Origin of the sequence: Kitasatospora sp. NPDC058243, from assembly GCF_042882025.1 — a bacterium.
Taxonomy (GTDB): domain Bacteria; phylum Actinomycetota; class Actinomycetes; order Streptomycetales; family Streptomycetaceae; genus Kitasatospora.
On record NZ_JBHVWW010000029.1, the window covers coordinates 25,804 to 47,235 of the forward strand.

General features: G+C 73.7%; 24 protein-coding genes. 10 read left to right on the forward strand and 14 right to left on the reverse strand.

Annotated elements, in window-relative coordinates; genetic code table 11:
* Positions 1-371: 371 nt before the first annotated feature.
* The 5 genes from ACFVX9_RS20070 (at position 372) to ACFVX9_RS20090 (ending at position 4,677) form a co-directional block, all read left to right on the forward strand.
* A complete protein-coding gene (locus ACFVX9_RS20070) occupies positions 372-2,078 on the forward strand; it encodes an ATP-dependent DNA ligase (RefSeq protein WP_387982790.1) in 1,707 nt (568 codons plus the stop codon).
* Positions 2,079-2,272: 194 nt separating this feature from the next.
* Entirely contained in the window at positions 2,273-2,491 is a 219-nt protein-coding gene (locus ACFVX9_RS20075; protein ID WP_363587319.1) for a ferredoxin, read from the forward strand.
* A 145-nt stretch (positions 2,492-2,636) separates the two neighbouring features.
* Positions 2,637-3,851 carry a cytochrome P450 gene (locus ACFVX9_RS20080; protein WP_387982792.1) on the forward strand — a complete coding sequence of 405 codons (1,215 nt, stop codon included), beginning with the start codon at positions 2,637-2,639 and terminating at the stop codon, positions 3,849-3,851.
* A gap of 219 nt (positions 3,852-4,070) precedes the next feature.
* A complete protein-coding gene (locus tag ACFVX9_RS20085; RefSeq protein ID WP_159398310.1) occupies positions 4,071-4,235 on the forward strand; it encodes a hypothetical protein in 165 nt (54 codons plus the stop codon).
* A gap of 100 nt (positions 4,236-4,335) precedes the next feature.
* On the forward strand, positions 4,336-4,677 hold the full coding sequence (locus ACFVX9_RS20090; RefSeq protein WP_380483709.1) for a hypothetical protein: 342 nt from the start codon (positions 4,336-4,338) through the stop codon (positions 4,675-4,677).
* Between the two features lie 38 nt (positions 4,678-4,715).
* Here the strand turns inward: ACFVX9_RS20090 and ACFVX9_RS20095 are convergent, their stop codons facing one another.
* The 4 genes from ACFVX9_RS20095 to ACFVX9_RS20110 all read right to left on the reverse strand — a co-directional run bounded on the left by ACFVX9_RS20095 (position 4,716) and on the right by ACFVX9_RS20110 (position 6,617).
* Positions 4,716-5,549: a hypothetical protein gene (locus ACFVX9_RS20095; RefSeq protein ID WP_063346073.1), complete on the reverse strand. Its 834-nt coding sequence runs from the start codon at positions 5,547-5,549 to the stop codon at positions 4,716-4,718.
* Between the two features lie 96 nt (positions 5,550-5,645).
* A complete protein-coding gene (locus ACFVX9_RS20100; protein WP_363372965.1) occupies positions 5,646-5,930 on the reverse strand; it encodes a DUF427 domain-containing protein in 285 nt (94 codons plus the stop codon).
* A 131-nt stretch (positions 5,931-6,061) separates the two neighbouring features.
* Positions 6,062-6,298, reverse strand: coding sequence for a DUF6296 family protein (locus ACFVX9_RS20105; RefSeq protein WP_063350858.1), 237 nt, complete (start codon positions 6,296-6,298; stop codon positions 6,062-6,064).
* 82 nt (positions 6,299-6,380) lie between these two features.
* On the reverse strand, positions 6,381-6,617 hold the full coding sequence (locus ACFVX9_RS20110; protein ID WP_350886016.1) for a DUF2277 domain-containing protein: 237 nt from the start codon (positions 6,615-6,617) through the stop codon (positions 6,381-6,383).
* Between the two features lie 157 nt (positions 6,618-6,774).
* Here ACFVX9_RS20110 and ACFVX9_RS20115 point away from each other — a divergent pair, with 157 nt between their 5' ends.
* Positions 6,775-7,989: an MFS transporter gene (locus tag ACFVX9_RS20115; protein ID WP_380483713.1), complete on the forward strand. Its 1,215-nt coding sequence runs from the start codon at positions 6,775-6,777 to the stop codon at positions 7,987-7,989.
* Here the strand turns inward: ACFVX9_RS20115 and ACFVX9_RS20120 are convergent.
* Complete coding sequence (locus tag ACFVX9_RS20120) at positions 7,986-8,534, reverse strand: gamma carbonic anhydrase family protein (RefSeq protein ID WP_063346077.1); 549 nt, start codon at positions 8,532-8,534, stop codon at positions 7,986-7,988. The two genes, ACFVX9_RS20115 and ACFVX9_RS20120, sit on opposite strands and share 4 nt — an antisense overlap.
* A gap of 77 nt (positions 8,535-8,611) precedes the next feature.
* Positions 8,612-9,706 (reverse strand): serine hydrolase, encoded by a 1,095-nt coding sequence (locus tag ACFVX9_RS20125; RefSeq protein ID WP_387982796.1) that lies wholly within the window; start codon positions 9,704-9,706, stop codon positions 8,612-8,614.
* A 256-nt stretch (positions 9,707-9,962) separates the two neighbouring features.
* On the opposite strand from ACFVX9_RS20125, the gene ACFVX9_RS20130 reads away from it, so the two are divergent.
* Complete coding sequence (locus tag ACFVX9_RS20130) at positions 9,963-10,511, forward strand: RBBP9/YdeN family alpha/beta hydrolase (protein ID WP_380379820.1); 549 nt, start codon at positions 9,963-9,965, stop codon at positions 10,509-10,511.
* Positions 10,512-10,542: 31 nt separating this feature from the next.
* Positions 10,543-11,127 (forward strand): hypothetical protein, encoded by a 585-nt coding sequence (locus ACFVX9_RS20135; RefSeq protein ID WP_380379817.1) that lies wholly within the window; start codon positions 10,543-10,545, stop codon positions 11,125-11,127.
* A gap of 8 nt (positions 11,128-11,135) precedes the next feature.
* Here ACFVX9_RS20135 and ACFVX9_RS20140 read toward each other — a convergent pair whose 3' ends face one another.
* The 3 genes from ACFVX9_RS20140 to map form a co-directional block, all read right to left on the reverse strand.
* Complete coding sequence (locus ACFVX9_RS20140) at positions 11,136-11,432, reverse strand: hypothetical protein (protein WP_387982799.1); 297 nt, start codon at positions 11,430-11,432, stop codon at positions 11,136-11,138.
* 68 nt (positions 11,433-11,500) lie between these two features.
* Positions 11,501-13,927 (reverse strand): transglycosylase domain-containing protein, encoded by a 2,427-nt coding sequence (locus tag ACFVX9_RS20145; RefSeq protein WP_387982800.1) that lies wholly within the window; start codon positions 13,925-13,927, stop codon positions 11,501-11,503.
* Between the two features lie 181 nt (positions 13,928-14,108).
* Positions 14,109-14,876: a type I methionyl aminopeptidase gene (map, locus tag ACFVX9_RS20150; RefSeq protein WP_387982801.1), complete on the reverse strand. Its 768-nt coding sequence runs from the start codon at positions 14,874-14,876 to the stop codon at positions 14,109-14,111.
* A 140-nt stretch (positions 14,877-15,016) separates the two neighbouring features.
* On the opposite strand from map, the gene ACFVX9_RS20155 reads away from it, so the two are divergent.
* Positions 15,017-15,286, forward strand: coding sequence for a helix-turn-helix domain-containing protein (locus tag ACFVX9_RS20155; protein WP_063346085.1), 270 nt, complete (start codon positions 15,017-15,019; stop codon positions 15,284-15,286).
* A 169-nt stretch (positions 15,287-15,455) separates the two neighbouring features.
* Here ACFVX9_RS20155 and ACFVX9_RS20160 read toward each other — a convergent pair whose 3' ends face one another.
* The 3 genes from ACFVX9_RS20160 to ACFVX9_RS20170 form a co-directional block, all read right to left on the reverse strand.
* Positions 15,456-16,847, reverse strand: coding sequence for an ABC transporter substrate-binding protein (locus tag ACFVX9_RS20160; RefSeq protein WP_387982803.1), 1,392 nt, complete (start codon positions 16,845-16,847; stop codon positions 15,456-15,458).
* A 64-nt stretch (positions 16,848-16,911) separates the two neighbouring features.
* The gene (locus ACFVX9_RS20165) at positions 16,912-17,820 is read right to left on the reverse strand and encodes a carbohydrate ABC transporter permease (protein WP_079135349.1); all 909 of its coding nucleotides are present in this window, start codon (positions 17,818-17,820) and stop codon (positions 16,912-16,914) included.
* A complete protein-coding gene (locus ACFVX9_RS20170; protein WP_063346087.1) occupies positions 17,817-18,737 on the reverse strand; it encodes a carbohydrate ABC transporter permease in 921 nt (306 codons plus the stop codon). The genes ACFVX9_RS20165 and ACFVX9_RS20170 overlap by 4 nt, the downstream gene beginning before the upstream one ends.
* Before the next feature lie 280 nt (positions 18,738-19,017).
* Between ACFVX9_RS20170 and ACFVX9_RS20175 the strand changes: the two genes are divergently transcribed.
* A complete protein-coding gene (locus ACFVX9_RS20175; protein ID WP_387982805.1) occupies positions 19,018-19,680 on the forward strand; it encodes an SMI1/KNR4 family protein in 663 nt (220 codons plus the stop codon).
* 103 nt (positions 19,681-19,783) lie between these two features.
* On the opposite strand, the gene ACFVX9_RS20180 is transcribed toward ACFVX9_RS20175, so the two are convergent.
* Both ACFVX9_RS20180 and ACFVX9_RS20185 read right to left on the reverse strand, forming a co-directional pair.
* The gene (locus ACFVX9_RS20180) at positions 19,784-20,545 is read right to left on the reverse strand and encodes an SDR family NAD(P)-dependent oxidoreductase (protein ID WP_380483723.1); all 762 of its coding nucleotides are present in this window, start codon (positions 20,543-20,545) and stop codon (positions 19,784-19,786) included.
* On the reverse strand, positions 20,542-21,390 hold the full coding sequence (locus ACFVX9_RS20185; RefSeq protein ID WP_387982806.1) for an MFS transporter: 849 nt from the start codon (positions 21,388-21,390) through the stop codon (positions 20,542-20,544). Before ACFVX9_RS20185 ends, ACFVX9_RS20180 begins: the two co-directional genes overlap by 4 nt.
* Between the last annotated feature and the right edge of the window lie 42 nt (positions 21,391-21,432).

The window sequence follows — 21,432 nt, forward strand, 5'->3', positions numbered from 1 at the left end:
GGTGGTCGGGGGGGGGGAACAAAAACGAGACCGTTCCTCCCTCCCCCCCGGCCGTAGACCCGGGGAAAAAAAAGAGGAACCAAGGGAAGGTTCGCCGCGGGGGGGGTGGTTGGACCCCCCCCGCCCCCCCGACGCTCCAGCGGGTCGTGGTGGTCAACTCGGTCTCCCTCGGTCGGGCGGGCCCCGGGGTCGCCGGGCCGCGGTGTGGCGCCAGCATGACGGGCCATCGGCTCCGCGCCGAACTCCACCACGGCCAAGACCGGCCGCCCGCGCACTCCACTCCGGCGCGGTACGGACGCGCCCCCCGCCGTGCGCCGGCCGGTCGGGTGGCCGATCCTGGACGCCCGGCCACGCACCACCCGAGGAGCGCCATGCGGCTGCGGCACCTGGCCCGGACGTCCCGTGCCGTCGCCGCCGAGCCCGGACGGCGGGCCAAGACGGCGCTGCTCGCGGACTGCCTGCGCGCACTGGGCCCGGCCGAGGCCCCGGCGGCGGTGGGTCTGCTGTCGGGCGAGTCGCAGCGGCTGCGCACCGGCGTCGGCCCGGCGGGCCTGCGCGACCTGCCGCCGCCCGCCGCCGAGGCCTCGCTCGGCGTCCGGGAGACCGAACGGGAGCTGGAGCGGATCGCCGGGGTGCACGGGCCCGGCGCGCAGGCCGAGCGGCGGCGGCTGCTGGCCGGGCTGTTCGCCCGGGCGACCGAGGTCGAGCAGGCGTTCCTGCGCGCGGTGCTGGTCGGCGAGCTGCGCCAGGGCGCGCTGGACGCGCTGGTCGGCGACGCCGTCGCCCAGGCCGCCGGGGTGCCCGCGGCGGCGGTGCGCCGGGCGCTGATGTTCCGTGGCTCCGCCCGGGCGGTGGCGGAGGCGGCGCTGACCGGCGGGGCGCCCGCGCTGGCCGCGTTCCGGCTGGAGGTGGGCCGGGCGGTGCGGCCGATGCTGGCCGCCTCCGCGCCCGACGTGGCCTCGGCGCTGGAGCGCACCGGCCCGGCCGCGCTGGAGTGGAAGCTGGACGGCGTCCGGGTGCAGGTGCACCGGGACGGCGCGGAGGTCGCGGTGTTCACCCGCGGTCTGGACGACATCACCGCGCGCGTCCCCGAGGTGGCCGAGGCGGCGCTCGCGCTGCCGCTGCGCTCGGCGGTGCTGGACGGCGAGGCGATCGCACTCGGGCCCGACGGGCGGCCGCGTCCGTTCCAGGAGACCGCCGCGCGCACCGCCTCCCGGCGGGATCCGGAGCGGCTGCGCGCCGAAGTCCCGCTCAGCGCCTTCTTCTTCGACCTGCTGCACCGGGACGGCGAGGACCTGGTGGACCGCCCCGGCCGGGAGCGGTGGGCGGCGCTGGACGGGGCGGTGCCGGAGGGCCTGCGGGTGCCCCGCACCGAGACCGGGGACGGCGAGCGGGCACTGGCGTTCTTCCGCGAGACCCTGGCCCGCGGTCACGAGGGCGTCCTGGTCAAGGACCCGGCGGCCGGGTACGCGGCCGGGCGGCGCGGTGCTGGCCAGGTCCTGTCCGGTCGATCTTGGCGGATCAGCCCGCGGCGTTGGGCGCCCGGCTGGGCGTGCGCCCGGATCGTCCTCGTACTGGGCCGTACTTGGGCGATTCGGGCGTGCGTCCAGGCGGGATGCCCGGCGTCGCGGGCCCGGCAAGATCGGCCGGACAGGACCTGGATCAAGGTGAAGCCCCGGCACACGCTGGACCTGGTGGTGCTGGCCGCCGAGTGGGGCAGCGGCCGGCGGCGCGGCCTCCTCAGCAATCTGCACCTGGGCGCCCGGGCGGCGGGCGAGCCCGGGCTTGGCCCGTGGGTGATGCTCGGCAAGACCTTCAAGGGCCTCACCGACGAGACGCTCGCCTGGCAGACCGCCGAACTCCTCGCCCGCGAGAGCGGGCGGGACGACTGGACGGTGCGGGTCCGGCCGGAACTGGTCGTCGAGATCGCCTTCGACGGTCTCCAGCGCAGCCCCCGCTACCCGGCGGGGCTGGCCCTGCGGTTCGCCCGGGTGGTGCGCTACCGGCCGGACAAGGGCGCGGCCGAGGCCGACACCGTCGCCACCGTCCGGGAGATCGCCGCCGCCGAGGGGCTGTGAGCCGCCCTTTGGCGGAGTAACGTCAATTTCAAACCCCTTTGCGGCGGCGCTGGACCGGCTCCGAACCGAATCGGCCATTCTGGACGATCCCCGCATCGCCCCTCCGTGGACGCAAGGGTGGCGGTTAGGTTGGCAATGACAACGAGAGGCGGCCGCCGGACGCCCGGCGCCGCACTGGCGAGAGGTGCTCGACCATGAAGGTGAGCGTCGACCGGGACCGCTGCTGCAGCTCCGGGATGTGCGTCCTGAACGCTCCGGAGATCTTCGACCAGGACGAGCAGGACAGCCTGGTGGTCCTCCGTCAGACCGAGTTCAAGCCCCCGCAGTTCGCGGTGCTGAGGCTCGCCGCCGAGCTCTGCCCGGGCGGCGCGATCACCGTCACCGAGGAGGACTCCGCCGAGGACGCCGGCTGACGCCCCCACCGGCTCCCGACGGCCCCCTGCCCGCGCCGGCCCCGGCCACCGTGACGACCGCCGCTCCCGGCCGCCGTCGCGCGAACCGTAGACCCCGGCGCCACCCCACCCACCCGAGGACATTGCGACGCAAGGAGACCCCACCTTGACGAGCACACCCACCGCCCGGACCTTCCCGATGCCGGCCCCGCGCGACGCCTGCTGCCCGTTCAGCCCGCCGCCCGCCTACACCGAGGCCGCCGCGACGGCGCCCATCACCCGCGCCGCCCTGCCCGACGGCGAGTCCTGCTGGCTGGCCACCGGCTACGCCGAGGTCCGCACCATCCTGTCCGACCGCCGGTTCAGCGCGGACGCCCGCCACCAGGGGTTCCCGATGCTGGTGCCCGGCCGCCGGGAGGCCCTCCTCGCCAACCCGAGCTTCCTGCGGCTCGACGACCCCGAGCACGCCCGGCAGCGCCGGATGGTCACCGGCGACTTCCTGGTCAAGCGGGTCGAGGCGATGCGCCCCGGCATCCAGCAGATCGTCGACGAGGCGCTCGACCGGATGACCGACGGCCGGACCGAGGCCGACCTGGTCGCCGACTTCGCGCTGCCCGTCCCCTCGCTGGTGATCTGCCTGCTGCTCGGCGTCCCGTACGAGGACCGGGACCGCTTCCAGGGCCTCAGCCGGACCCTGCTCAACAAGCACAGCTCGGCCGAGGAGGTCCAGGCCGCCTCGGACGAACTGCGCGAGTACCTGGGTGGCCTGGCCGCCCGCAAGCGGGAGGAGCCGGGCAACGACATACTCAGCCGGCTCGCCGTCCGGGACGACCTCACGCCGGACGAGGTCGCCACGACCGGCATCCTGCTGCTGATAGCCGGGCACGAGACGACCGCGAACATGATCTCGCTCTCCACCGCCCTGCTCCTCGACCAGCCCGAGCAGATCGCCAGGCTGGCCGACCCGGCCGCGCTGCCCGGCGCCGTCGAGGAACTGCTGCGCCACCTGACCATCGTGGACCACGGGCTGCCCCGGGTCGCCTTGGAGGACGTCGAGCTGGGCGGCACCGTGATCAAGGCCGGAGAGGGCGTGATCGCGCTGATCTCCACCGCCAACCAGGACGAGGAGATGTTCGGCGGCGCCGACCTGCGGCCGACCGACGAGCTCGACCTCGACCGGGACGCCCGGCGGCACATGGCCTTCGGCTTCGGCGTGCACCAGTGCCTCGGGCAGCCGCTCGCCCGCGCCGAGCTCCAGATCGCCCTGGCCACCCTGTTCCGGCGGCTGCCCGGCCTGCGGCCGGCGGCCACCGGTGAGGGCCGGAAGTTCCGCTCGGAGGCGTTCATCTACGGAATGCGGTCGCTGCCCGTCACCTGGTGACGGCCGTCGGACAGAGGGCGGGGCCGGCCGGCGACCGGACAGGGTCCAGGTCCTGTCCGGTCGATCTTGGCGCCCGGCAAGATCGGCCGGACAGGGTCTAGGCCGTTCGGCTGGCCCCGGGGCCGGGGCGGGGGCAGGCTGGGGGGTGAGAGACAGACCCGGCCCTGCCGCACCCCGGCTCGGAGCGCGCCCGGACCGGCCGAGGAGACGGAGCCCGCCATGACCGACATGAGCGAACGGGCCGAGATGAGCACGGACCGTGACGAGGACGTCCGCGCCGCGGATCCCGAAGAGGGCATCACCTCGATGCAGAACCTGCACGCACAGGACACCTCCCAGGCGGAGGGCGAGCCCACCCTGGAGGAGTCCGGTCCGGACCGCTGAACAGCTGTGAGCACCCGACCGCCCGGTGGGACCGGGCGGTCTTCGCGACCGCAGGTGTCGCTGCCCGGACAGCGGCTCACCGGCGGGGGAGGATAAGCGCATGACCGAACACGATCAAACCGGCAGGCAGGCCCGACCGCCCGTCGACCCGCGCACGTCGTGGGCGACCTGGACCACGCAGTCGATCATCAGCGGACCCGGCGGGGTCACCACCACCGAGATCGGCCCCATCTCCGGCGACCTCACCGTGCACACCACCTGGGTGGACGGCGAGGCCCGGCTCACCGTCCAGTACTCCGGCGCGCTGGACTGGTACACGGTGACCGGCAGCCCCGTCCCGGCGGCCGACGAGACCACCGCGCGGGCGATACACCAGGCGATGGTGAACGGCGTCAAGGCCGGCCGGGGCGCGGCCGCCCCGGCCCCGCCGGACAGGCTCTAGCCAGGAGCCCCCCACCGGACAGGACCCAACCAGAAACCTCAGTCCCCCGGGACGACCTCGCCCCGCACCGCCGGCGCCGCGGCGGCCCAGTAGGCGCGGTCGACCGGGGGACGCGCACGCAGGTCCGCGCGGACCTCGCCGGCCAGCCGGCGGGTGTCGCGCCGGTTGACGGTGGCGCCGATGCCGGCGCCGACCAGCAGCGGGGTGAGCGACGGCAGGCGGCGCAGCGAGCTGCGGGTGAGCCGGCGGCTGAGCTGCTGGCGCACCTCCGCCCCGAGCGCCAGGGCGGCGAACCCGGCCGGCCGGGACAGCAGCTTCGCGTCGATCCCCCGGCGGTTGGCCCAGGCGCTCAGGTAGGCCCCGGCCCGCTGGGTGACACTGCCCGGCGCCCGGGCGCCGTAGACCTCGTGCAGTTCGGCGATCAGCTTGATCTCCACGGCCGCGACGGCGAGCGTCTCGGCCGCGATCTCCACCGGCATCGCGGGCGGCACCGGCAGCATCGCCGCCGCGCCCACGCCGGCGCCGAGCGCGCCGGAGGCCCGGGCCGCGCCGGTGACCAGCAGGTCGGCCAGCGCCTCGGGGTCGGCCGCGCCGGGGTGCTGGGCACGCAGCGTGGCGAGGTCGCGCACGGGGATCCGCGGCGCGGCCTGCACCAGCTGCTCGGTGAGGGCCCGGCCGCCAAACGCGGCACCCTTGGCGGCGACCCGGCCACCCCGGCCGAGCAGGTGGGCCACGTTCGCCACCAGGGCCCGGCCACGGCCACGGCCGGCCCGGTACTCGGCGATCTGCCACTCGCCCTCGGGCTGCTCGGCCTGCTCGACCAGTTCGGCGAGCTCGCCGGCCAGGCCGGCGTCGGGCACGGGGGCGGGCACGGGGGTCGGGGCGGGCTCGGGGACAGGCCTGGAACGTCCGGGTTTACGGAAGACTGCCATGGATGTCCGGTACCCCCTCCGCCCCCGGGGTACGCCCTACCCGGTGATCTCGACCCCGCGCCAGAACGCCACCCGGCCGCGGATCTCCTCGGCCTCCGGCTTCGGGTCGGCGTAGTACCAGGCCGCGTCGGGGTTGGTCCGCCCGTCCACGTCCAGCGTGTAGTAACCGGCGGTGCCCTTCCAGCCGCAGACGGTGGTGGTGTCGGACGGACGCAGGAATTCGGTCCGGACGGATTCGACCGGAAAGTAGTGGTTGCCCTCGACGACGACGGTCTCGTCGCTCTCGGCGACGACGGTGCCCTGCCAGCGCGCTGTGGTCATGCCGCCGATTCTGCCCCAGGGGCGGACGGCACCCCGGTGGTTCGCGGAAATCGTCCGCGGATGCCGGACGGCCAGGACGGCGGTCAGGGCAGCGGCCAGGGCAGCGGCCAGGGCAACGGTCAGGGCAGCCGTCAGGGCAGCGGCTCGGCGTGGACCGGCAGGTGCGGGGACTGGTGGCCGCCGCTGGCGAGCATCCGGACCTCGCCGGCGTTGCTGATCTCGGCGCGGACGATGCCGCTGGCGTCCTCGTACACCGGGTGTCCGCCCGGGCCCGTCGCGCTGGTGCGGACGACCACGACGACGTCCTGCGGGGCCTGGGTGCCGGGGGTGCCGGGGAAGGTGAGCACGTAACGGTTCGCGGGGGTCATCTCCATCTCCTGTCCCGATTGTCCCGATCTCCTGGTCCCGATGCGCGGCCGCGGTCGGCGGGCCCGCCGAACGGCGGTCGGCCTACGCGGTGGCCTCGGCGGCCCGGGCGGGCGCGCCGCGGACCTCCAGCTCGGTGAGCAGCCGGGCGGTGGCCTCGGCGACCGCGTCCACGGCCCGGTCGAAGGCCTCGCGGTTGTGCGCCGCCGGGGCGCGGAACCCGGATACCTTGCGGACGTACTGCAGCGCGGCGGCGCGGAAGTCGTCCTCGTCGGCGTCGAGCGTCACCGGCGGGCGCAACGTCTTGATGTTGCGGCACATGCACCCAGTCTCGCGCGTGGACGCCGTACTGGCGACCCCCTCCCGTCACACGCACCTCACGGCGGCGTCATCCGGCCGGATTAGGATGCCGGACGAACGAATCCCCCCCGTCCCGCCGCGCCTCCCCGTCCGCGGGCGTCACCCCGGAGTCACCCCCTTGCCTCTCGCGCTGCTCGCGCTGGCCGTCACCGCGTTCGCCATCGGCACCACCGAATTCGCCGCCATGGGGCTGCTCCCCCAGGTCGCCGACGATCTGCACGTCTCCATCCCGCAGGCCGGCTGGCTGATATCCGCGTACGCGCTGGGCGTGGTCATCGGCGCCCCGCTGCTCACCGCGCTGGCCTCCGGCCGGCCGCGCAAGGCGGTGCTGGTGGCGCTCGCCGGGCTGTTCGCCACCGGCAACCTGCTGTGCGCGCTCGCACCGGACTTCTGGACGCTGGCCGCCGCCCGACTGGTCACCGGACTGCCGCACGGCGCATTCTTCGGGGCCGGCGCGGTGGCCGCGGCCGAACTGGTGGCCCCCGACCGCCGGGCCCGGGCAGTGGCCGTGATGTTCTCCGGCCTGACCATCGCCAACATCGTCGGCGTGCCGGCCGCGACGCTGCTGGGCCAGCACCTGGGCTGGCGGGCGACCATGCTGGTGGTCGTCCTGATCGCCGCCGCCGGGACGCTCGCCATCGCCCGGCTGGTGCCGTCGCTGCCCTCCCCCGGCCAGGCCGGGCTGCGGCACGAGCTGCGGGCCTTCCGGGACGGGCAGCTGTGGCTGGCGCTGGCCACCGTGGTGTTCGGCTGCGGCGGCTTCTTCGCCTGCTACAGCTACATCGCGCCGCTGCTCACCGAGGTCTCCGGGTACGCCACCGGCTCGGTGACGCTGGTGCTGGCGCTGTTCGGGGTGGGGATGACGATCGGCAACGTGATCGGCGGGTTCGCGGCCGACCGGGCGCTGCGCCCGACGGTCTGCGCCGCCTTCGTGCTGCTGGCCGCCACCCTGGCGCTGTTCGCGGTGACCGCGCACGCCCGCTGGTCGGCCGCCGTCACGGTGGTGCTGATCGGACTGTTCGGCTTCGCGATCGTGCCGGCGGTACAGACGCTGGTCCTGCAGAAGGCGCGCAGCGCGCCGACGCTGGCCTCGGCGACGGTGCAGGGCGCGTTCAACCTGGCCAACGCGCAAGGCGCCTACTTCGGCGGGCTGGCCCTGGACGCCGGGTTCGGCTGGACGGCGCCGACCCTGGTGGGCGCCGTCCTGGCCGCTTCGGGCGCGCTGATCGCGGTGCTCGCCTGGGCGGCCGACCGGCGCCGGCCCGTGCCCGCCGCACCCGAGCGGGCCGCGGCGGTTCCGGCCACGACGGCTCCGGTCGGCGTCCAGAATTAGGCCTGGGGCTGGGGCTGTGCCAGGGGTTCGAGCTCACGGTGGGCGGCGGCCAGCAGCAGGTAGCCCTCGCCGTTGGCCTTGATGCCGGCCTTCTCGTCCTCGGTCAGCTCGCGGCGGACCTTGGCCGGGACTCCGGCGACCAGCGAGCCGGGCGGCACCCGCATCCCCTGCGGCACCACCGCGCCCGCCGCGACCAGCGAACCGGCGCCGATCCGGGCGCCGTTGAGCACGGTGGCGTTCATCCCGACCAGGGCGTCGTCCTCGACCACGCAGCCGTGCAGCACCGCGTTGTGCCCGACCGAGATCCGCTCGCCGACCACCAGCGGGAAGCCGGGGTCGGCGTGCAGGGTGCAGTTGTCCTGGATGTTGCTGTCCTGGCCCACGGTGATGGACTCGGCGTCGCCGCGCAGCACCGCCCCGTACCAGACGCCCGCGCCGGGGCCGATCGTCACGTCCCCGACCACGACGGCGTTCGGTGCGAGGAAGGCGCTCGGGTCGACGGTGGGCGCCTTGCCCCCGACTGCGGCGATCAGCGGCTCTGCCATGTCTCGTCCTCCTGGTGACGGTCGGCCGTTCCTGTCGCCGGACAGCGTAGGGGGCGGTCCGACCCGCGGCCCACGCCCTACCCCTGCCCGCCGCAGACGCCGGCGTTCACCACCCGCTGCCAGGCGGCGAGGGCCGCGGCCGGATCCGGCGTGTCGTAGAAGGTCGTGCTGTTGGCGAACTGGCGCTTCCCGTCGAGCGAGCCGAGCATCATCGTGCTGTAGCCGGGGATCCCGCCGGCGTGGCCCCAGAACGCGCCGCACGGGGTGTCCACCCGCTGGAGGCCGAGCCCGTAGGCCTGGCCCCCGCCGTGGGCGGTGGTCTTCTGCATCTCGGCGAGTTCGGCGGGGCGCAGCAGCCGGCCGCCGAGCAGGGCGCGGATGAACGTCGTCAGGTCCGCGGTGGTGGAGATGCCCGCGCCGGAGGGGCCGGCCATGGAGGGGTTGAGCGCGGTGACGTCGGCCGGGCCGCTGTCGAGCTTGAGGTAGGCGTGGGCGTGCGGGCCGGGGATGACCGGGGAGTAGAGCGGCATCGAGGTGCCCGTCAGGCCGAGCGGGCGGATGATCCGGCGTTCCACCTCCTCGTTCCAGCCGTGGCCGGTGAGGTGTTCGATGATCAGCGCGACCAGGGCGTAGTTGGTGTTGGAGTACTGCCAGTCCTGGCCGGGGCGGAAGGCGGGCGGGTACTTGTCGGCGAGGTCCACCTGGTCCTGCGGGCTGTAGGACGTGTAGCGGCCGGTGTCGAGCCAGTTCTGGTCGTAGGAGTTGAAGGCCGGGTCCTGGGTGTAGTCGGCGACGCCGCTGGTGTGGTTGAGGAGTTCGCGGACGGTGATGTCCGCGCTGTTCGGCACCGCGCCGGGCAGCAGGCTCTCCACGCGGTCGTCCAGTCCCAGTCGTCCCTCGCCGACGAGTTGGAGCAGCACGGTGGCCACGAAGGTCTTGGTGGTGCTGCCGATCCGGAAGCGGCCCGCGGGGTCGGCGGGCCAGGTGTAGCCGGGCTTCTCGGTGTAGGTGTCGTAGCCGTCGACGAAGTCGTGGACGACGAACTGGAGTCGCTTCCTGGTCGGGGCGGCGATGTCGACCTGGTAGCCCTCCTCGCGCAGCCGCTGGTACGGGTAGAACACCTCCAGCGACTCGGCGGCGTCCCCGGTGACGAGCAGGATCTTCGATGTCATCGCCGACATCCCTCCACATGGTCGAGCGTCCGACACGGCGTGGACCCCGGCCGGTGGCCACCGGCCGCGGGCCCGGACCAACCTCCCGCACCGGCCGCGCCGTTGGCAACAGGGCGCACCGGGCGTACTGCGGCGCGTCACCGGGCGTACGCGCCCGCCGAGGGTCGTGCGCGCCCGGTCACCGCCCGGCTGCGGGCCGCGGCTGCCCGCGTCCTAGACTCCTGCTGCCCGCCACGACCGCACACCGGAGGAGCCCATGCCGGACCGCACCACCTACCTCGTCCTGCCCGGCTACCAGGACTCGGGCCCCGAGCACTGGCAGACCCGCTGGGAGGCCGCCGAACCGGACGCCTTCCGCCGGGTCCAGCAGGCGGACTGGGACCACCCCGACCAGAGCGACTGGATCGCCCGGGTGGACGCGGCGGTGGCCGGGGCCGCCGCCGACGGGCCGGTGGTGCTGGTCGCCCACAGCCTCGGCTGCGTCACGGTGGCCCGCTGGGTGGCCGCCGCACCCGCCGGGCGGACCGCCGCGGTGCGCGGCGCGCTGCTGGTCGCCCCCGCGGACATCGACACCGCCGAAGTCCCGCAGCTGACCGGCTTCCGCCCGGTGGCCCTGGCGCCGTTCCCGTTCCCGGCCGTGGTCGTCGCCAGCACCGACGACCCGTGGGTCAGCCCCGAGCGGGCCCGGCTGTTCGCCGGGGCGTGGGGCGCCCGGTACGTCGAGCCGGGCGCGTACGGGCACCTCAACTCGGGCTCCGGGCTGGGCGACTGGCCGGAGGGCCGCAAGCTGCTCGCAGAGCTGTGACGCATCGGACGGGGGGACGATGAGGAACCGGATGCCGAAGGCCAGGCGCACCCTGGTCCGGCTGCTGCTGGCGGGCGGGGCGGCGGCCGTGCTGCTCTACACCGAGGGGCAGTGGGAGAGCCGCTCGGGCGGGCTGATGCTGGTCGCCGACCTGCTCAACCGGCCCGAGCTGCTGCTCGGCGCGGCGCTGGCCGCGCTGATCGCCGCCGCCTGGCTGGGCGACCGGCGCACCGCCGTACGGACGGCCACCCGGGCGGTCACGGTGACGGCCGGGGTGGTGTTCCTGCTCGGCGTGCTGGCCGCGCACAAGGTCTCGGCGGCCGAGACGCGCAGCCGGGAGACCGCCCCGGCTCGCCAGGAGCTGGCACTGGTCGTGGTGCACCGCTCGTACGCCACCGCGCCGAAGGACAACGACGACTGGCAGGTGCTGCTGGAGGTCGGCGCGGGCTGGTCCGCGCGGCGCTGGTCACTGGCCCAGATCGGCCGGGCACCGGACGACGCCCGGCTGGTGGAGGCGAGTTGGACCGGCCGGGACCAGATCACCGTGGTCACCGACTCCTACCGGCGGGTCTTCAACCTGGACCAGGACACCGGCGAGCCGGTCGAGGCGCGGTAGCGTCCGCGCTACGGCAGCCCCACCGCGTGGGCGAGCAGGGCGAGCAGCGCCGCGTTGCCCGCCGCGCCCACGGCGGTGGCGGACAGGAAGCGGGCCGCACTGCCGTCCGGGAACGGGTCGACGACCATCGCCGGCAGGAAGCCGGGCATCGTCCAGACGACGGCGGTCCACTGGCGGACCGCGTCGGCCGCGCTGGTGCCCGCGCGCAGTTCGCGGGCGGCGGCGAGCCCGATCACCGGGTACCCGGCCAGGTAGCCGATCGAGGGCCAGAACACGGCGGGGACGCCGAGGATGCTGTGCGGCATGGCACCCATCGTCCGCCGCCGGGCCGCGGCCCCGCCTGAGTACGGGTACTCAGGCGGGGCCGGGCGGTTCACTGGTCCTGGTTGTCGCCGGGGTCGGCCGGCGCGGCGGGGGCCAGCGGGGTGGACTGCCCGGACTGCCCGGACTGCGTGGACTGCGTGGACGGCGCGGAGCGGCCGACCGGACTGTTCGGGTTGAGCGGGCCGACCGGGTTGCCCGTGCTGCCCGGGGTACTCGCGTTGCCCGGAGTGCTCGCGTTGCCGGGGCTGCTCGGGTTGCCGGGGCTGCTCGGGCGCTGCTTGCCCGAGCCGCTCCCGCAGGTGCCGGTCGGCGAGCCGCTGGGGGTGGCGCAGTTCGGGTCGCGCTTGGGCGGGTCCGGGATGTAGACCGTCGGGAACTCCTTCTCCGGCATGTTCCGGACGGCGTCGCTCATCGCCTGCTCCCAGATCGGGCCCGGGCCGGTCGCGCCGAAGACCTCCTGCTGGTAGTGGCCGCCGATCCGGATGTTCTTCATCGGCACCTTGGTGCCCGGGCTGCCCAGCCAGACCGAGCCGGCCAGGTTGCCGGTGTAGCCGGTGAACCAGGCCGACTTCTTCTCGTCCGTCGTCCCGGTCTTGGCCGCGATCTGCCGGCGGTCGTCCAGCCTGAGGTCCTTGGCGGTGCCCTTCTCCGTCACGCCGAGCAGCACGCTGTTGATCACGTCGGCGGTGTCCGTGGACATCGCCTCGGTGCACTTGGCCGGGCTCACCGGGACGTCCTTGCCGTCCACCGTGGAGATCTTGTTGATCGCCAGCGGCGCGCAGTAGGTGCCGCGGGCGGCGAAGCTCGCGTACACGTTCGCCATCGTCAACGGGCTCACTTCCTGGGTGCCGAGGCCGAGGGCGGGCAGCTCCTGCAACGGGTCACCGCCGGCCTTGCCGGTGACACCCAGCTTGTTGGCCATCTGCTTGACCGCGCAGAGGCCGATCTCCTGCTCCATCTGCACGAAGTAGGTGTTCACCGAGAGGGCCATCGCCTCCTTGAGCTCGTACGGGCCGACCTCGCGCGCGCTCTCGTTCGGGATGCTGCCCTCCTTCTTGCCCTTGCTCAGGTTCTTCCAGGTGCCGTCGCAGGTCCTCATCGTCGGCCAGTCCATGCGGTTGGGCGAGTCGTACCGCTGGGTGGGCGGCAGGCCGGCCTCCAGGGCGGCGGCGGCCACGATCGGCTTGAAGTTGGAGCCGGGCTGGAAGCCGATGCCGCCGCCCATCGCCGCGTCCACGTTGTAGTTGACGACGGTCTGGTTCTTCTCCTTCGCCAGACCGTAGGGGCGGGTCTGCGCCATCGCCAGGATCTTGCCGGTGCCGGGCTCGACCATCGTCATCGCCGCCGAGACCGGGTCGGTCACGTACACCTGCTCGGAGACGGCGTTCTGGGCGGCGGCCTGCTTCTCCGGGTCCAGCGTGGTGTAGATGTTGAGGCCGCCGGTGTCCCACAGCTTCTTGCGCTCGGCGGCGCTCTTGCCGAACACCGGGTCCTGCTTGACCACGTGGCGCACGTAGTCGCAGAAGAAGCCCATGCCGGCCTGGGCGGTGATGCAACCGTTCTGCGGGTCCCGGTACTTCAGGCCCAGCGGGGCGGCCTTCGCTTCCTTGGCCTGGTCCGCGGTGATGTGCTTGTTCTCGACCATCTTGTCGATGACGGTGTCCCGGCGCTTCTGCGCGGCCACCGGGTGCAGCTTCGGGTCGTACTGGGACGGGTTCTGCACCAGCCCGGCGAGCATGGCCGCCTCGGGGAGGGCGAGGTCCTTCGCGTCCTTGCTGAAGTAGCGCTGGGCGGCCGCCTGTATGCCGTACGCCTGATGGCCGTAGAAGGTGATGTTCAGGTAGTTGGTGAGGATCTGATCCTTCGTCAGGTCCTCCTCCAGCTTGATGGCGTACCGGAGTTCCTGGATCTTGCGGCCGAGCGTCTTGCGCTGCGCCTCCAGGACGGCCACCGGGTCGTCGCCGGCCTTCTCCACGTTGACGTTCTTCACGTACTGCTGGGTCAGCGTCGACGCGCCCTGGACGGCGGCGCCGCTCTCCGCGTTCTTGGTGATCGCCCGCAGGATGCCCTTGAGGTCGACGGCGCCGTGCTCGTAGAAACGGGCGTCCTCGATGTCCACCTGCGCCTGGCGCATCAGCGGTGACATCTGTTCGGCGGGTATCACCGTGCGGTCCCGCTCGTAGACCTTGGCGATCAGGCCGCCCTTGGCGTCGAAGACCTGTGTGGCCTGCGTCAGCGCCGGCGCCTTGAAGTCGTCGGGGATGCTCTCGAAGCCCTCGGCGCTGCTCTTGGCCCCGAGCCCGACGGCGCCCGCCGCGGGAAGGATGAGGCCGGCCAGCAGGACACCGCCGAGAGTGCAGCAGCCGAGGAACGTGACCGTGTGACCCAGGAATCCGATCGGGGTCTCACGGCGCCGCGGGCGCGGCACCCAGGTGTCGCCCGCGTCCGGGGCAGGTATGCGGCTCTTCGGTGACATAACTGGAACACTACGGCCGCGAATACCGTGCCAGGGCAGGGTGTTGGCGAAGCTTTGTCACAAATCCGCCACAGATTCGGCTCATTCCAGCCGGTCGGACGGGCGCCCGGGTTCGGACAAGGACCGTTCGCCTACGGCCTGTTGCTCCCGCCCGGATGCGCACCCGCCCGCAGTGCCCCGGCTACCGGAGGGTCAGGACGCGCGGGCCGTCCTCGGTGATGGCGACGGTGTGCTCGATGTGCGCGGCGCGGCTGCCGTCCGTGGTGCGCAGCGTCCAGCCGTCCGGGTCGGTGTGGTAGTCACCCCGGCCGCCCGCCGTCAGCATCGGCTCGATCGCCAGCACCAGGCCGGGGCGCAGCGGGTAACCCCGGCCCGGGCGGCCCTCGTTGGGCACGTGCGGGTCCTCGTGCATGCTCCGCCCGATGCCGTGCCCCCCGAAGCCTTCGAGCAGGCCGTAGCGCCCGGCGCGGGCGACCTTGCCGATGGCGTGCGCGATGTCACCGATCCGGTTGCCGACCACGGCGGCGGCGATCCCGGCCTCCAGGGCGCGCCGGGTGGTGTCGATCAGTGCCGCGTCCTCGGGCCGGGCGGCGCCGACGGTGAAGCTGACGGCGGAGTCCCCGGCCCAGCCGTCCAGGAGGGCGCCGCAGTCGATGCTCACCAGGTCGCCGTCGCGCAGCCGGTAGCCGCCCGGGATGCCGTGCACGACGGCGTCGTTCACCGAGGCGCAGATGACGGCCGGAAACGGCACGGGCGCGAAGGACGGCCGGTAGCCGAGGAACGGCGAGGTGGCCCCGGCCGCCCGCAGCACGCCGTGCGCCACCTCGTCCAGCTCCAGCAGGCTGACGCCCACGGCCGCCGCGTCCTGCACGGCGGCCAGCGCGTCCGCCACCACTCGCCCGGCCTCGCGCATCGCGTCCAGGGCGGCGTCCGACTTGATTTCGACCATGGTGGGTCGTCTCCCCTCGATCCAATTCTTATACCGGTATTTGTATCACGGTCGAAGGTGGGGCGGCCGCGCGGCCGGACGGGGGCACCGGGGCGGGGCACGCGGCATGGCCCCGGCGGGGAGGGCCTAGTATCGAAGGCATGGTGAGGACTCCACTGACCCCGTGGGAGCGCGAGCGCGGGGAGCGCTTCGGGGCGCTGCTGCGCGAGGCACGCGGCGCACGCAGCATGGTCGAGGTGGCGGCGGTGGCCGGCGTCTCGGCGGAGACGCTGCGCAAGATCGAGACCGGACGGGCGCCGACGCCGTCGTTCTTCACCATCGCCGCGCTGGCGTTCGCACTGGATCTGTCGCTGGACGAGCTGGCGGCCGTGTGCGCGCTCCCGGAGGACGGCGAAGCCCTGTCGGCGTGACGCCTCAGCGCCTTAGCGCCTTGACGCCGACGGCTGAGCCCCGACCGGCCGTCCCCGACGATGGTCCCGGACGGCGGCGGCCCGCCGGGCGCGTGCTGCGCCGGGCGGGCCGTCGTAGGGCGGGCCGGTGGCCGTGAGTCGGGCCGGTGGCCGTGGGGCAGGGAGGTGGTCAGTTCACGGAGCTGTTGTAGCTGTCGATGGCGGGCTGGAGTTCCTTGGCCGCGTCGGCCAGGGCCTGCTGGGCGGTCTTGGAACCGGCGATGGTCTGCTCGATGGCGGTCTCGACGCCCTTGCGGGCCTGCGGCATCACGCCGAGCAGGCAGCCGGCGGTGGCCGGGGAGGGCTTGGTGGCCTTGAGCTGCTCGATGGCCGTCTGGAACTGCGGGTACTTGGCGACCCACTCCTTGTCCTTGGGGTCGTCCAGGGACTTGCGGTTGACCGGGAAGTAGCCGGTGCCGGTGTGCCAGGCGGCCTGCTGCTCGGGGGCGGTGACGAACTTCTCGAACTCCCAGGCGGCGCGCTTCTCGGCGTCGGAGTGGCCGGGGCCGCTGATCCACAGCGAGGCGCCGCCGATGACCGGGCCGCCCTGGTCGGCGGCGGCGACCTTGGGGAAGGCCGCGGTGCCGACGGCGAACTTGGCGGCCTCGGTGTAGCCGCGCAGCACGCCGGTGGACTCCAGGTGCATGGCGACGGTGCCGGCCTTGAACGCGGCCTGGGCGTCGTCGGTGTTGCGGCCGGTGTTGGCCGCGTAGCCGCCCTTGACGAGGTCGGCCCACCACTGGACGACCTGCGCGCCCTGGGCGGAGTCGAAGACGGCCTTGCCGGCCTTGTTGCTGCGGCCGTTGTCCTGGTCGCAGTACATGGTGCCGGACTCGGCGAGCAGCTGCTCGACGAACCAGCCGTAGATGGCGGCGCCGAAGCCGTAGCGGACGGTCTTGCCGTCGGCGTCCTTCTTCGTCAGCTTCTTCGCCAGCTCGCCGAGTTCGGCGAGGTCCTTGGGCGGCTGGGCCGGGTCGAGGCCGGCCTCCTTGAAGGCGTCGGCGTTGAGGTAGAGCAGCGGCATGGAGGAGTTGAACGGCATCGAGACGAGCTTGCCGCCGACGGAGTAGTAGTTGCGGATGTTCGGGTCGAGGTCGTCGAGGGCGAAACCGTCCTTGTCGGCGAAGGCCTGGGCCGGGACGGTCTGCTTGGAGTCGATCATGAACCGGGTGCCGATGTCGTAGACCTGCACCAGGGCGGGGGTGCCCTTCTGCTGCACCGCGGCCTTGTACTTGGCGACCAGGTCGTCGTACTTGCCCTGGAACTGCGCCTTGACCTCGATCTTGCCCTGGTGGGCGGCGTTGAACTGGCCGACCAGCCCGGTGAGGACCTCGGCGTTCTTCCCCGTCATCGAGTGCCAGAACTCGACGCCGGTGACGCCCGAGGCCTGGTCGAGCGCCTGGGCGCCGGGGGCGGCGTCGGAGGAGCCGCCGGAGCCGGAGGTGGAGTCGCCGGAGCTACAGGCGGTCAGGGACAGGCCGGCCACCAGCAGGGCCGCGAGCGCGCGGGCACTCTTCTTCACGGGAGGGTTCTCTCTCTGTCGGGAGGGACGTGCTCGAAGGAGCGGGAGGAAGCGGCGGAGCGGGTCAGCGGACGGCGCCCGCGGTGAGACCGCGGACGATGAAGCGCTGGCCGAAGACCACCAGGGCGAGCGTGGGCAGCAGGGAGAGCACGACGCCGGCGAGGATCAGGCCCGGGTCGGACATCTCGGAGTCGCGCAGCGAGGTGAGGCCGATCTGCAGGGTCTGCATGTTCGCCGTGCGGGTGATGATCAGCGGCCAGAAGTACTGGTTCCAGGCGGACAGGAAGACGTAGATCGACAGCGCCGCCAGGGCCGGCTTGTTGAGCGGGACGACGATCCGCCACAGGAACCGCCAGTGGCCCGCGCCGTCGATCCGCGCGGCGTCGCGCAGTTCGCCGGGCAGCTGCCGGAAGGCCTGCCGCAGCATGAAGGTGCCGAAGCCGGAGGCGAGGAAGGGCAGCACCAGGCCGAAGTAGGTGTTCCCGAGCCCCCAGCCGGACAGCGTCAGGTAGTTGGGGATGATGATGGCCTCCCACGGGACCATCAGCGTCGCCAGGAACACCCCGAACACCACGGCCCGCGCCTTGAGCGGCAGGAACACGAAGGCGTACGCGGCGAGGACCGAGGTGAACAGCTGGGCGAGCGTGATGACGGTCGCCACGATCGCCGAGTTGGCGTACTGCCTCGCCAGCGGGACGGTGTCGACGGCGCCGGAGAAGTTCCGCCCGGTGACCGAGTGGGGCACCAGCGCCGGCGGGTAGGAGGAGAGTTCGGACGGGCTCATGAAGGCGCCGGCGATCGCGTAGTACACCGGGAAGGCCACGGTGACGACGGCGACGGCGAGCAGCAGGTAGACGGCGGCGCGGCCGAGCAGGTCGCGCGGCGAGCGGCCGGCCAGGACGCGGGGGCGCGGGCGCGGCGCGGCGGCCCCGTCCTGGGCCCCGGGCCCGGCCTCGGTGGCGGTCACGGTCATGCGTAGTGCACCTTCCGCTCCAGGACGCCGAACTGGACGGCCGTGCAGGCGAGGACGACCACGAGCAGCACCACGGCCTGGGCACTCGCGGTGCCGAAGTCGCTGGAGCCGTAGGCGAAGGCCTTCTCGTAGACGGAGTAGACGAGGGTCCGGGTGGCGCCGTCGGGGCCGCCCTTGGTGAGGATGTGGATCTGGCCGAAACTCTGCAGCGAGTGGACGGTGGAGACCACGGTCAGGAAGAACAGGTTCGGGCCGAGCATCGGCACGGTGATCGAACGGGCCAGCCGCAGCCCCGAGGCGCCGTCGATCCGCGCGGCCTCCAGGATCTCGCCGGGGATCGAGCCGATGCCGGCGGACAGCACCAGGACGTTGTAGCCGAGGCTCATCCACACCGTGGTGACGGCCACCGAGACCAGCGCGTACCGGGAGTCGGTCAGCCAGCCGATCGGGCCCAGCCCGACGTGCGAGAGCAGGCCGTTGAGCACCCCGCTGGCGGGGTTGAAGAACACCGCGAAGACCACGGACGCGCTGGCCACCGAGAAGGCGAAGGGCAGCGCGAACGCGGAGCGCAGCAGCCGCACGCCCCGGATCCGGTTCTCCAGGAGCAGCACCAGCACCAGCGCGCCCAGCACGCCGGGCACCACGGTGAGCAGCGTGAACAGGGCGGTGGTGACGAGCGTGCGCCGGAAGTCCGCCGAGGTCAGCAGCTCGGTGTAGTGCTTCAGCCCGACATAGCGGGAGGGCGCGCCGAACAGGTCGTTGGCGTGTCCGCTCAGGTAGACGGTCCGTCCCAGCGGGTAGCCGATGAAGAGGACGAAGACCACCAGGGAGGGCAGCAGGAAGGCCCAGGCGAGGCCGTGCTCACCCCAGCGGCTTCGGCGGCCCGGGTGGGGCTTGGTGTGCGGTGCGGTCGGCATGGGTTTGCGCGTCCCGCCTTTCGTTGCGTCGGTTCCGGCCGAAACCGTGTCCTGCCCACACGACGGATTGGAAACCCCACGGTGAGCAACGGGTGTCGGTGGGATTACGCGTTCGCGTCAGATTCGGCCGGTCGTGGGCGGACGGGCGTTGGGGCGCGTCCCCGGCCCGTCGCGGGCGGGCGAGGTGTGCGGCGCGCCCCCGCCCGTTCCGGTACGCCCTCCGGTGGCCCCGGGCTGTCGGTGGGGCGGGACTGTCGGTGGGGCGTCGTACGGTTCCCGGATGGACGACACCGAATTCGACATCCGGGCCGCGATGGCCGAATCCCTGCGGGGCCGCGCGGGCACCCGGGCGCTGGTCGAGGGCTTCGCCGCCTACTGGGGCGACCCGCTGCGGCCCGACGACGGCTTCACCGACGCCGAACTCGACGCCGCCGAAGGGCGCCTGGGCCTGCGACTGCCGGCCGCGCTGCGCGAGGCGTACCGGCTGTTCGGCCGCCGGGAGGACCTCACCGGCAACCACAACCGGCTGCTGCCGCCGGAGGAACTGTTCGTCCTGGAGGGCGCTTTGGTGTACCAGGAGGAGAACCAGGCGTGCGTGCACTGGGGCGTCCTGCTGGCCGACCTCGACCAGGACGATCCGCCGACGGTGGGCCGGCTCGACCTCGCGGACAAGTCGGCGGAGCGCTGGGAGCCCTGGGAGGAGCGCTTCTCGACGGCCGCGGCGGCGATGGTGATGGTGGAGAAGCTGTTGCAGGACGACGAGTTGAGCGTGTTCGCCGAGTCCGGGGCGGAGGTGCCGGAGGGGCTGGCGGAGCTGCCCCGGCTCGGCCGCGGCTGCCGCTGGTTCACCGGGCCGGACGTGCTGGTCGTCGAGCTCGACGAGGACTTCGTGGTGGCCCGGGCCCGGACCGAGGAGGCCCGGGACGCGCTGGCCGAGCAGTGACCTGACGGCCCAACACCTGGGTGCCGCCCGGCCGTTGGGCCACGAGTGGATCAGGCGACGGCCCAACGACGGGGCACCGAGCGGTCGTTGGGCCGCCGGTGGGTCAGGCGGTGGCGCCGCCGTCCAGGACGAGGTCGGCGCCGACGGTGAAGCCCGCCTCGGACGAGGCCAGGTACAGCACCGCGGCGGCGACCTCCTCGACCGCACCCGCCCGGCCGACGGGGAGGCTGTCCTTCATCCGCGCGGCCTTGTCCTCGGCGTTCTCGCCGGGCCGGGTGGACATGCTGGTGTCCACCGGGCCGGGGCTCACCATGGTGATCCGGACGCCGTCCGCGATGTGGTCGAGGGCGGCGCTGCGGGTCAGCGCGGTGACCGCGGCCTTGCTCGCGGCGTAGGCGCCGAGGCCGGGCACCCGCATGTGGACGCCGAGATTGGACGACACGTTGACGATCGCGCCGCCGCCGTGGGCCCGCATGTGGCCGATCTGGTGCTTCATGGCGAGCCAGGTGCCGGTCAGGTTGACCGCGAACACCCGGTGCCACTCGTCCTCGTCGATGTCGGCGACCGGGCCGACCGCGCCGAACACCCCGGCGTTGTTGACGGCGACGTCCAGACCGCCGAGGAGTTCGACGGTCTCCCGGACCAGCCGGGCGGCGTCCTGACCGTCCGCCACGTCGCCGGTCAGCGCGACGGCCTTGCCGCCCGCCCGCTCGATCAGCTCGACCGTCTCCGCGAGCGGGCCCGCGCTGCGGCCCGCGACCGCGACCCGGGCGCCCTCCCGGGCGAAGGCGAGCGCCACGGCCCGTCCGATACCGCTGCCGCCGCCGGTGACCAGGACGGACTTGTCGGTGAAACGCGTGGTCATGAGAGGTGCTCCTTGATCTGGATGGTGCGTTCTGGGGCGGTGTCGGTATCTGTGGCGGCCTCGGGAGTCGCCCGCGCCAGCGTGGCGACGGCGAGGGCGGTGAGGGCCAGGGCGGCGCCCGCCGCCGCGAAGGCCGTGGCGTAGCCGCCGACCACGCTCGGGCGGGTGGCGGCGAGCGCCATCAGGGCGGCCACCCCGGCGGTGGGGCCGAGTTCCATCGCGGTGTTGAGCACGCCCGCGGCGAGACCGGTCCGCTCGGGCGGCACGCCCGCGGTGGCGAGCACGGCCGCGCCGGCGAAGGCGGCCGCGGCCCCGGCGGGCAGCAGGAGCAGACCGGGCAGCAGCCCGGTGGCGTAGTCGCTGCCGGGGGCGAGGCCCGCCAGCAGGCCGAGCCCGGCCGCCGCGAGGGCGAGCCCTCCGGCGGTGACCGCGACGGCGCCGTAGCGGGCGGTCAGCGGCCCGGCCAGGCGGCCGGCCGTCAGCAGCGCCGCCGCGTACGGCAGGAACGCGGCGGAGGTGGCCAGCACGCCCCAGCCGCGGACCTGTTGGAGGTAGAGCGCGAGCAGCAGGAAGGTCAGCGCGGTGCCGGCGGCGGTCGCCATGACGGCGGCGAGGGCGGTGGCCCGGCGGCGGTCGGCGAGGAAGCCGGGCGGCAGCAGCGGGTCGGCGGTGCGCCGTTCGACGGCGGCGAAGGCGAGCAGCAGGGCGAGCCCGGCGGCCAGCGGCAGCAGCGTCCCGGGGTTTCGCCAGCCGTGCTCGGTGGACGCCACCAGGCCGTAACTGGCCGCGCAGACACCGGCGGCGGCCAGCGCGGCGCCGGGCAGGTCGGCCGTGGCGACACTCATGGAACCCCCTCCCCAAAATGACCGTTCGGTCCAGTATCGAGA

Excerpts from the sequence above, each read along its gene's own strand:
- ACFVX9_RS20070 (WP_387982790.1), top strand. The coding sequence starts at position 372 with ATGCGGCTGCGGCACCTGGCCCGGACGTCCCGTGCCGTCGCCGCCGAG.
- ACFVX9_RS20075 (WP_363587319.1), top strand. The coding sequence starts at position 2,273 with ATGAAGGTGAGCGTCGACCGGGACCGCTGCTGCAGCTCCGGGATGTGC.
- ACFVX9_RS20085 (WP_159398310.1), top strand. The coding sequence starts at position 4,071 with ATGACCGACATGAGCGAACGGGCCGAGATGAGCACGGACCGTGACGAG.
- ACFVX9_RS20090 (WP_380483709.1), top strand. The coding sequence starts at position 4,336 with ATGACCGAACACGATCAAACCGGCAGGCAGGCCCGACCGCCCGTCGAC.
- ACFVX9_RS20100 (WP_363372965.1), bottom strand. The coding sequence starts at position 5,930 with ATGACCACAGCGCGCTGGCAGGGCACCGTCGTCGCCGAGAGCGACGAG.
- ACFVX9_RS20105 (WP_063350858.1), bottom strand. The coding sequence starts at position 6,298 with ATGACCCCCGCGAACCGTTACGTGCTCACCTTCCCCGGCACCCCCGGC.
- ACFVX9_RS20110 (WP_350886016.1), bottom strand. The coding sequence starts at position 6,617 with ATGTGCCGCAACATCAAGACGTTGCGCCCGCCGGTGACGCTCGACGCC.
- ACFVX9_RS20120 (WP_063346077.1), bottom strand. The coding sequence starts at position 8,534 with ATGGCAGAGCCGCTGATCGCCGCAGTCGGGGGCAAGGCGCCCACCGTC.
- ACFVX9_RS20125 (WP_387982796.1), bottom strand. The coding sequence starts at position 9,706 with ATGACATCGAAGATCCTGCTCGTCACCGGGGACGCCGCCGAGTCGCTG.
- ACFVX9_RS20130 (WP_380379820.1), top strand. The coding sequence starts at position 9,963 with ATGCCGGACCGCACCACCTACCTCGTCCTGCCCGGCTACCAGGACTCG.
- ACFVX9_RS20135 (WP_380379817.1), top strand. The coding sequence starts at position 10,543 with ATGCCGAAGGCCAGGCGCACCCTGGTCCGGCTGCTGCTGGCGGGCGGG.
- ACFVX9_RS20140 (WP_387982799.1), bottom strand. The coding sequence starts at position 11,432 with ATGCCGCACAGCATCCTCGGCGTCCCCGCCGTGTTCTGGCCCTCGATC.
- ACFVX9_RS20145 (WP_387982800.1), bottom strand. The coding sequence starts at position 13,927 with ATGTCACCGAAGAGCCGCATACCTGCCCCGGACGCGGGCGACACCTGG.
- map (WP_387982801.1), bottom strand. The coding sequence starts at position 14,876 with ATGGTCGAAATCAAGTCGGACGCCGCCCTGGACGCGATGCGCGAGGCC.
- ACFVX9_RS20155 (WP_063346085.1), top strand. The coding sequence starts at position 15,017 with ATGGTGAGGACTCCACTGACCCCGTGGGAGCGCGAGCGCGGGGAGCGC.
- ACFVX9_RS20165 (WP_079135349.1), bottom strand. The coding sequence starts at position 17,820 with ATGACCGTGACCGCCACCGAGGCCGGGCCCGGGGCCCAGGACGGGGCC.
- ACFVX9_RS20170 (WP_063346087.1), bottom strand. The coding sequence starts at position 18,737 with ATGCCGACCGCACCGCACACCAAGCCCCACCCGGGCCGCCGAAGCCGC.
- ACFVX9_RS20175 (WP_387982805.1), top strand. The coding sequence starts at position 19,018 with ATGGACGACACCGAATTCGACATCCGGGCCGCGATGGCCGAATCCCTG.
- ACFVX9_RS20180 (WP_380483723.1), bottom strand. The coding sequence starts at position 20,545 with ATGACCACGCGTTTCACCGACAAGTCCGTCCTGGTCACCGGCGGCGGC.
- ACFVX9_RS20185 (WP_387982806.1), bottom strand. The coding sequence starts at position 21,390 with ATGAGTGTCGCCACGGCCGACCTGCCCGGCGCCGCGCTGGCCGCCGCC.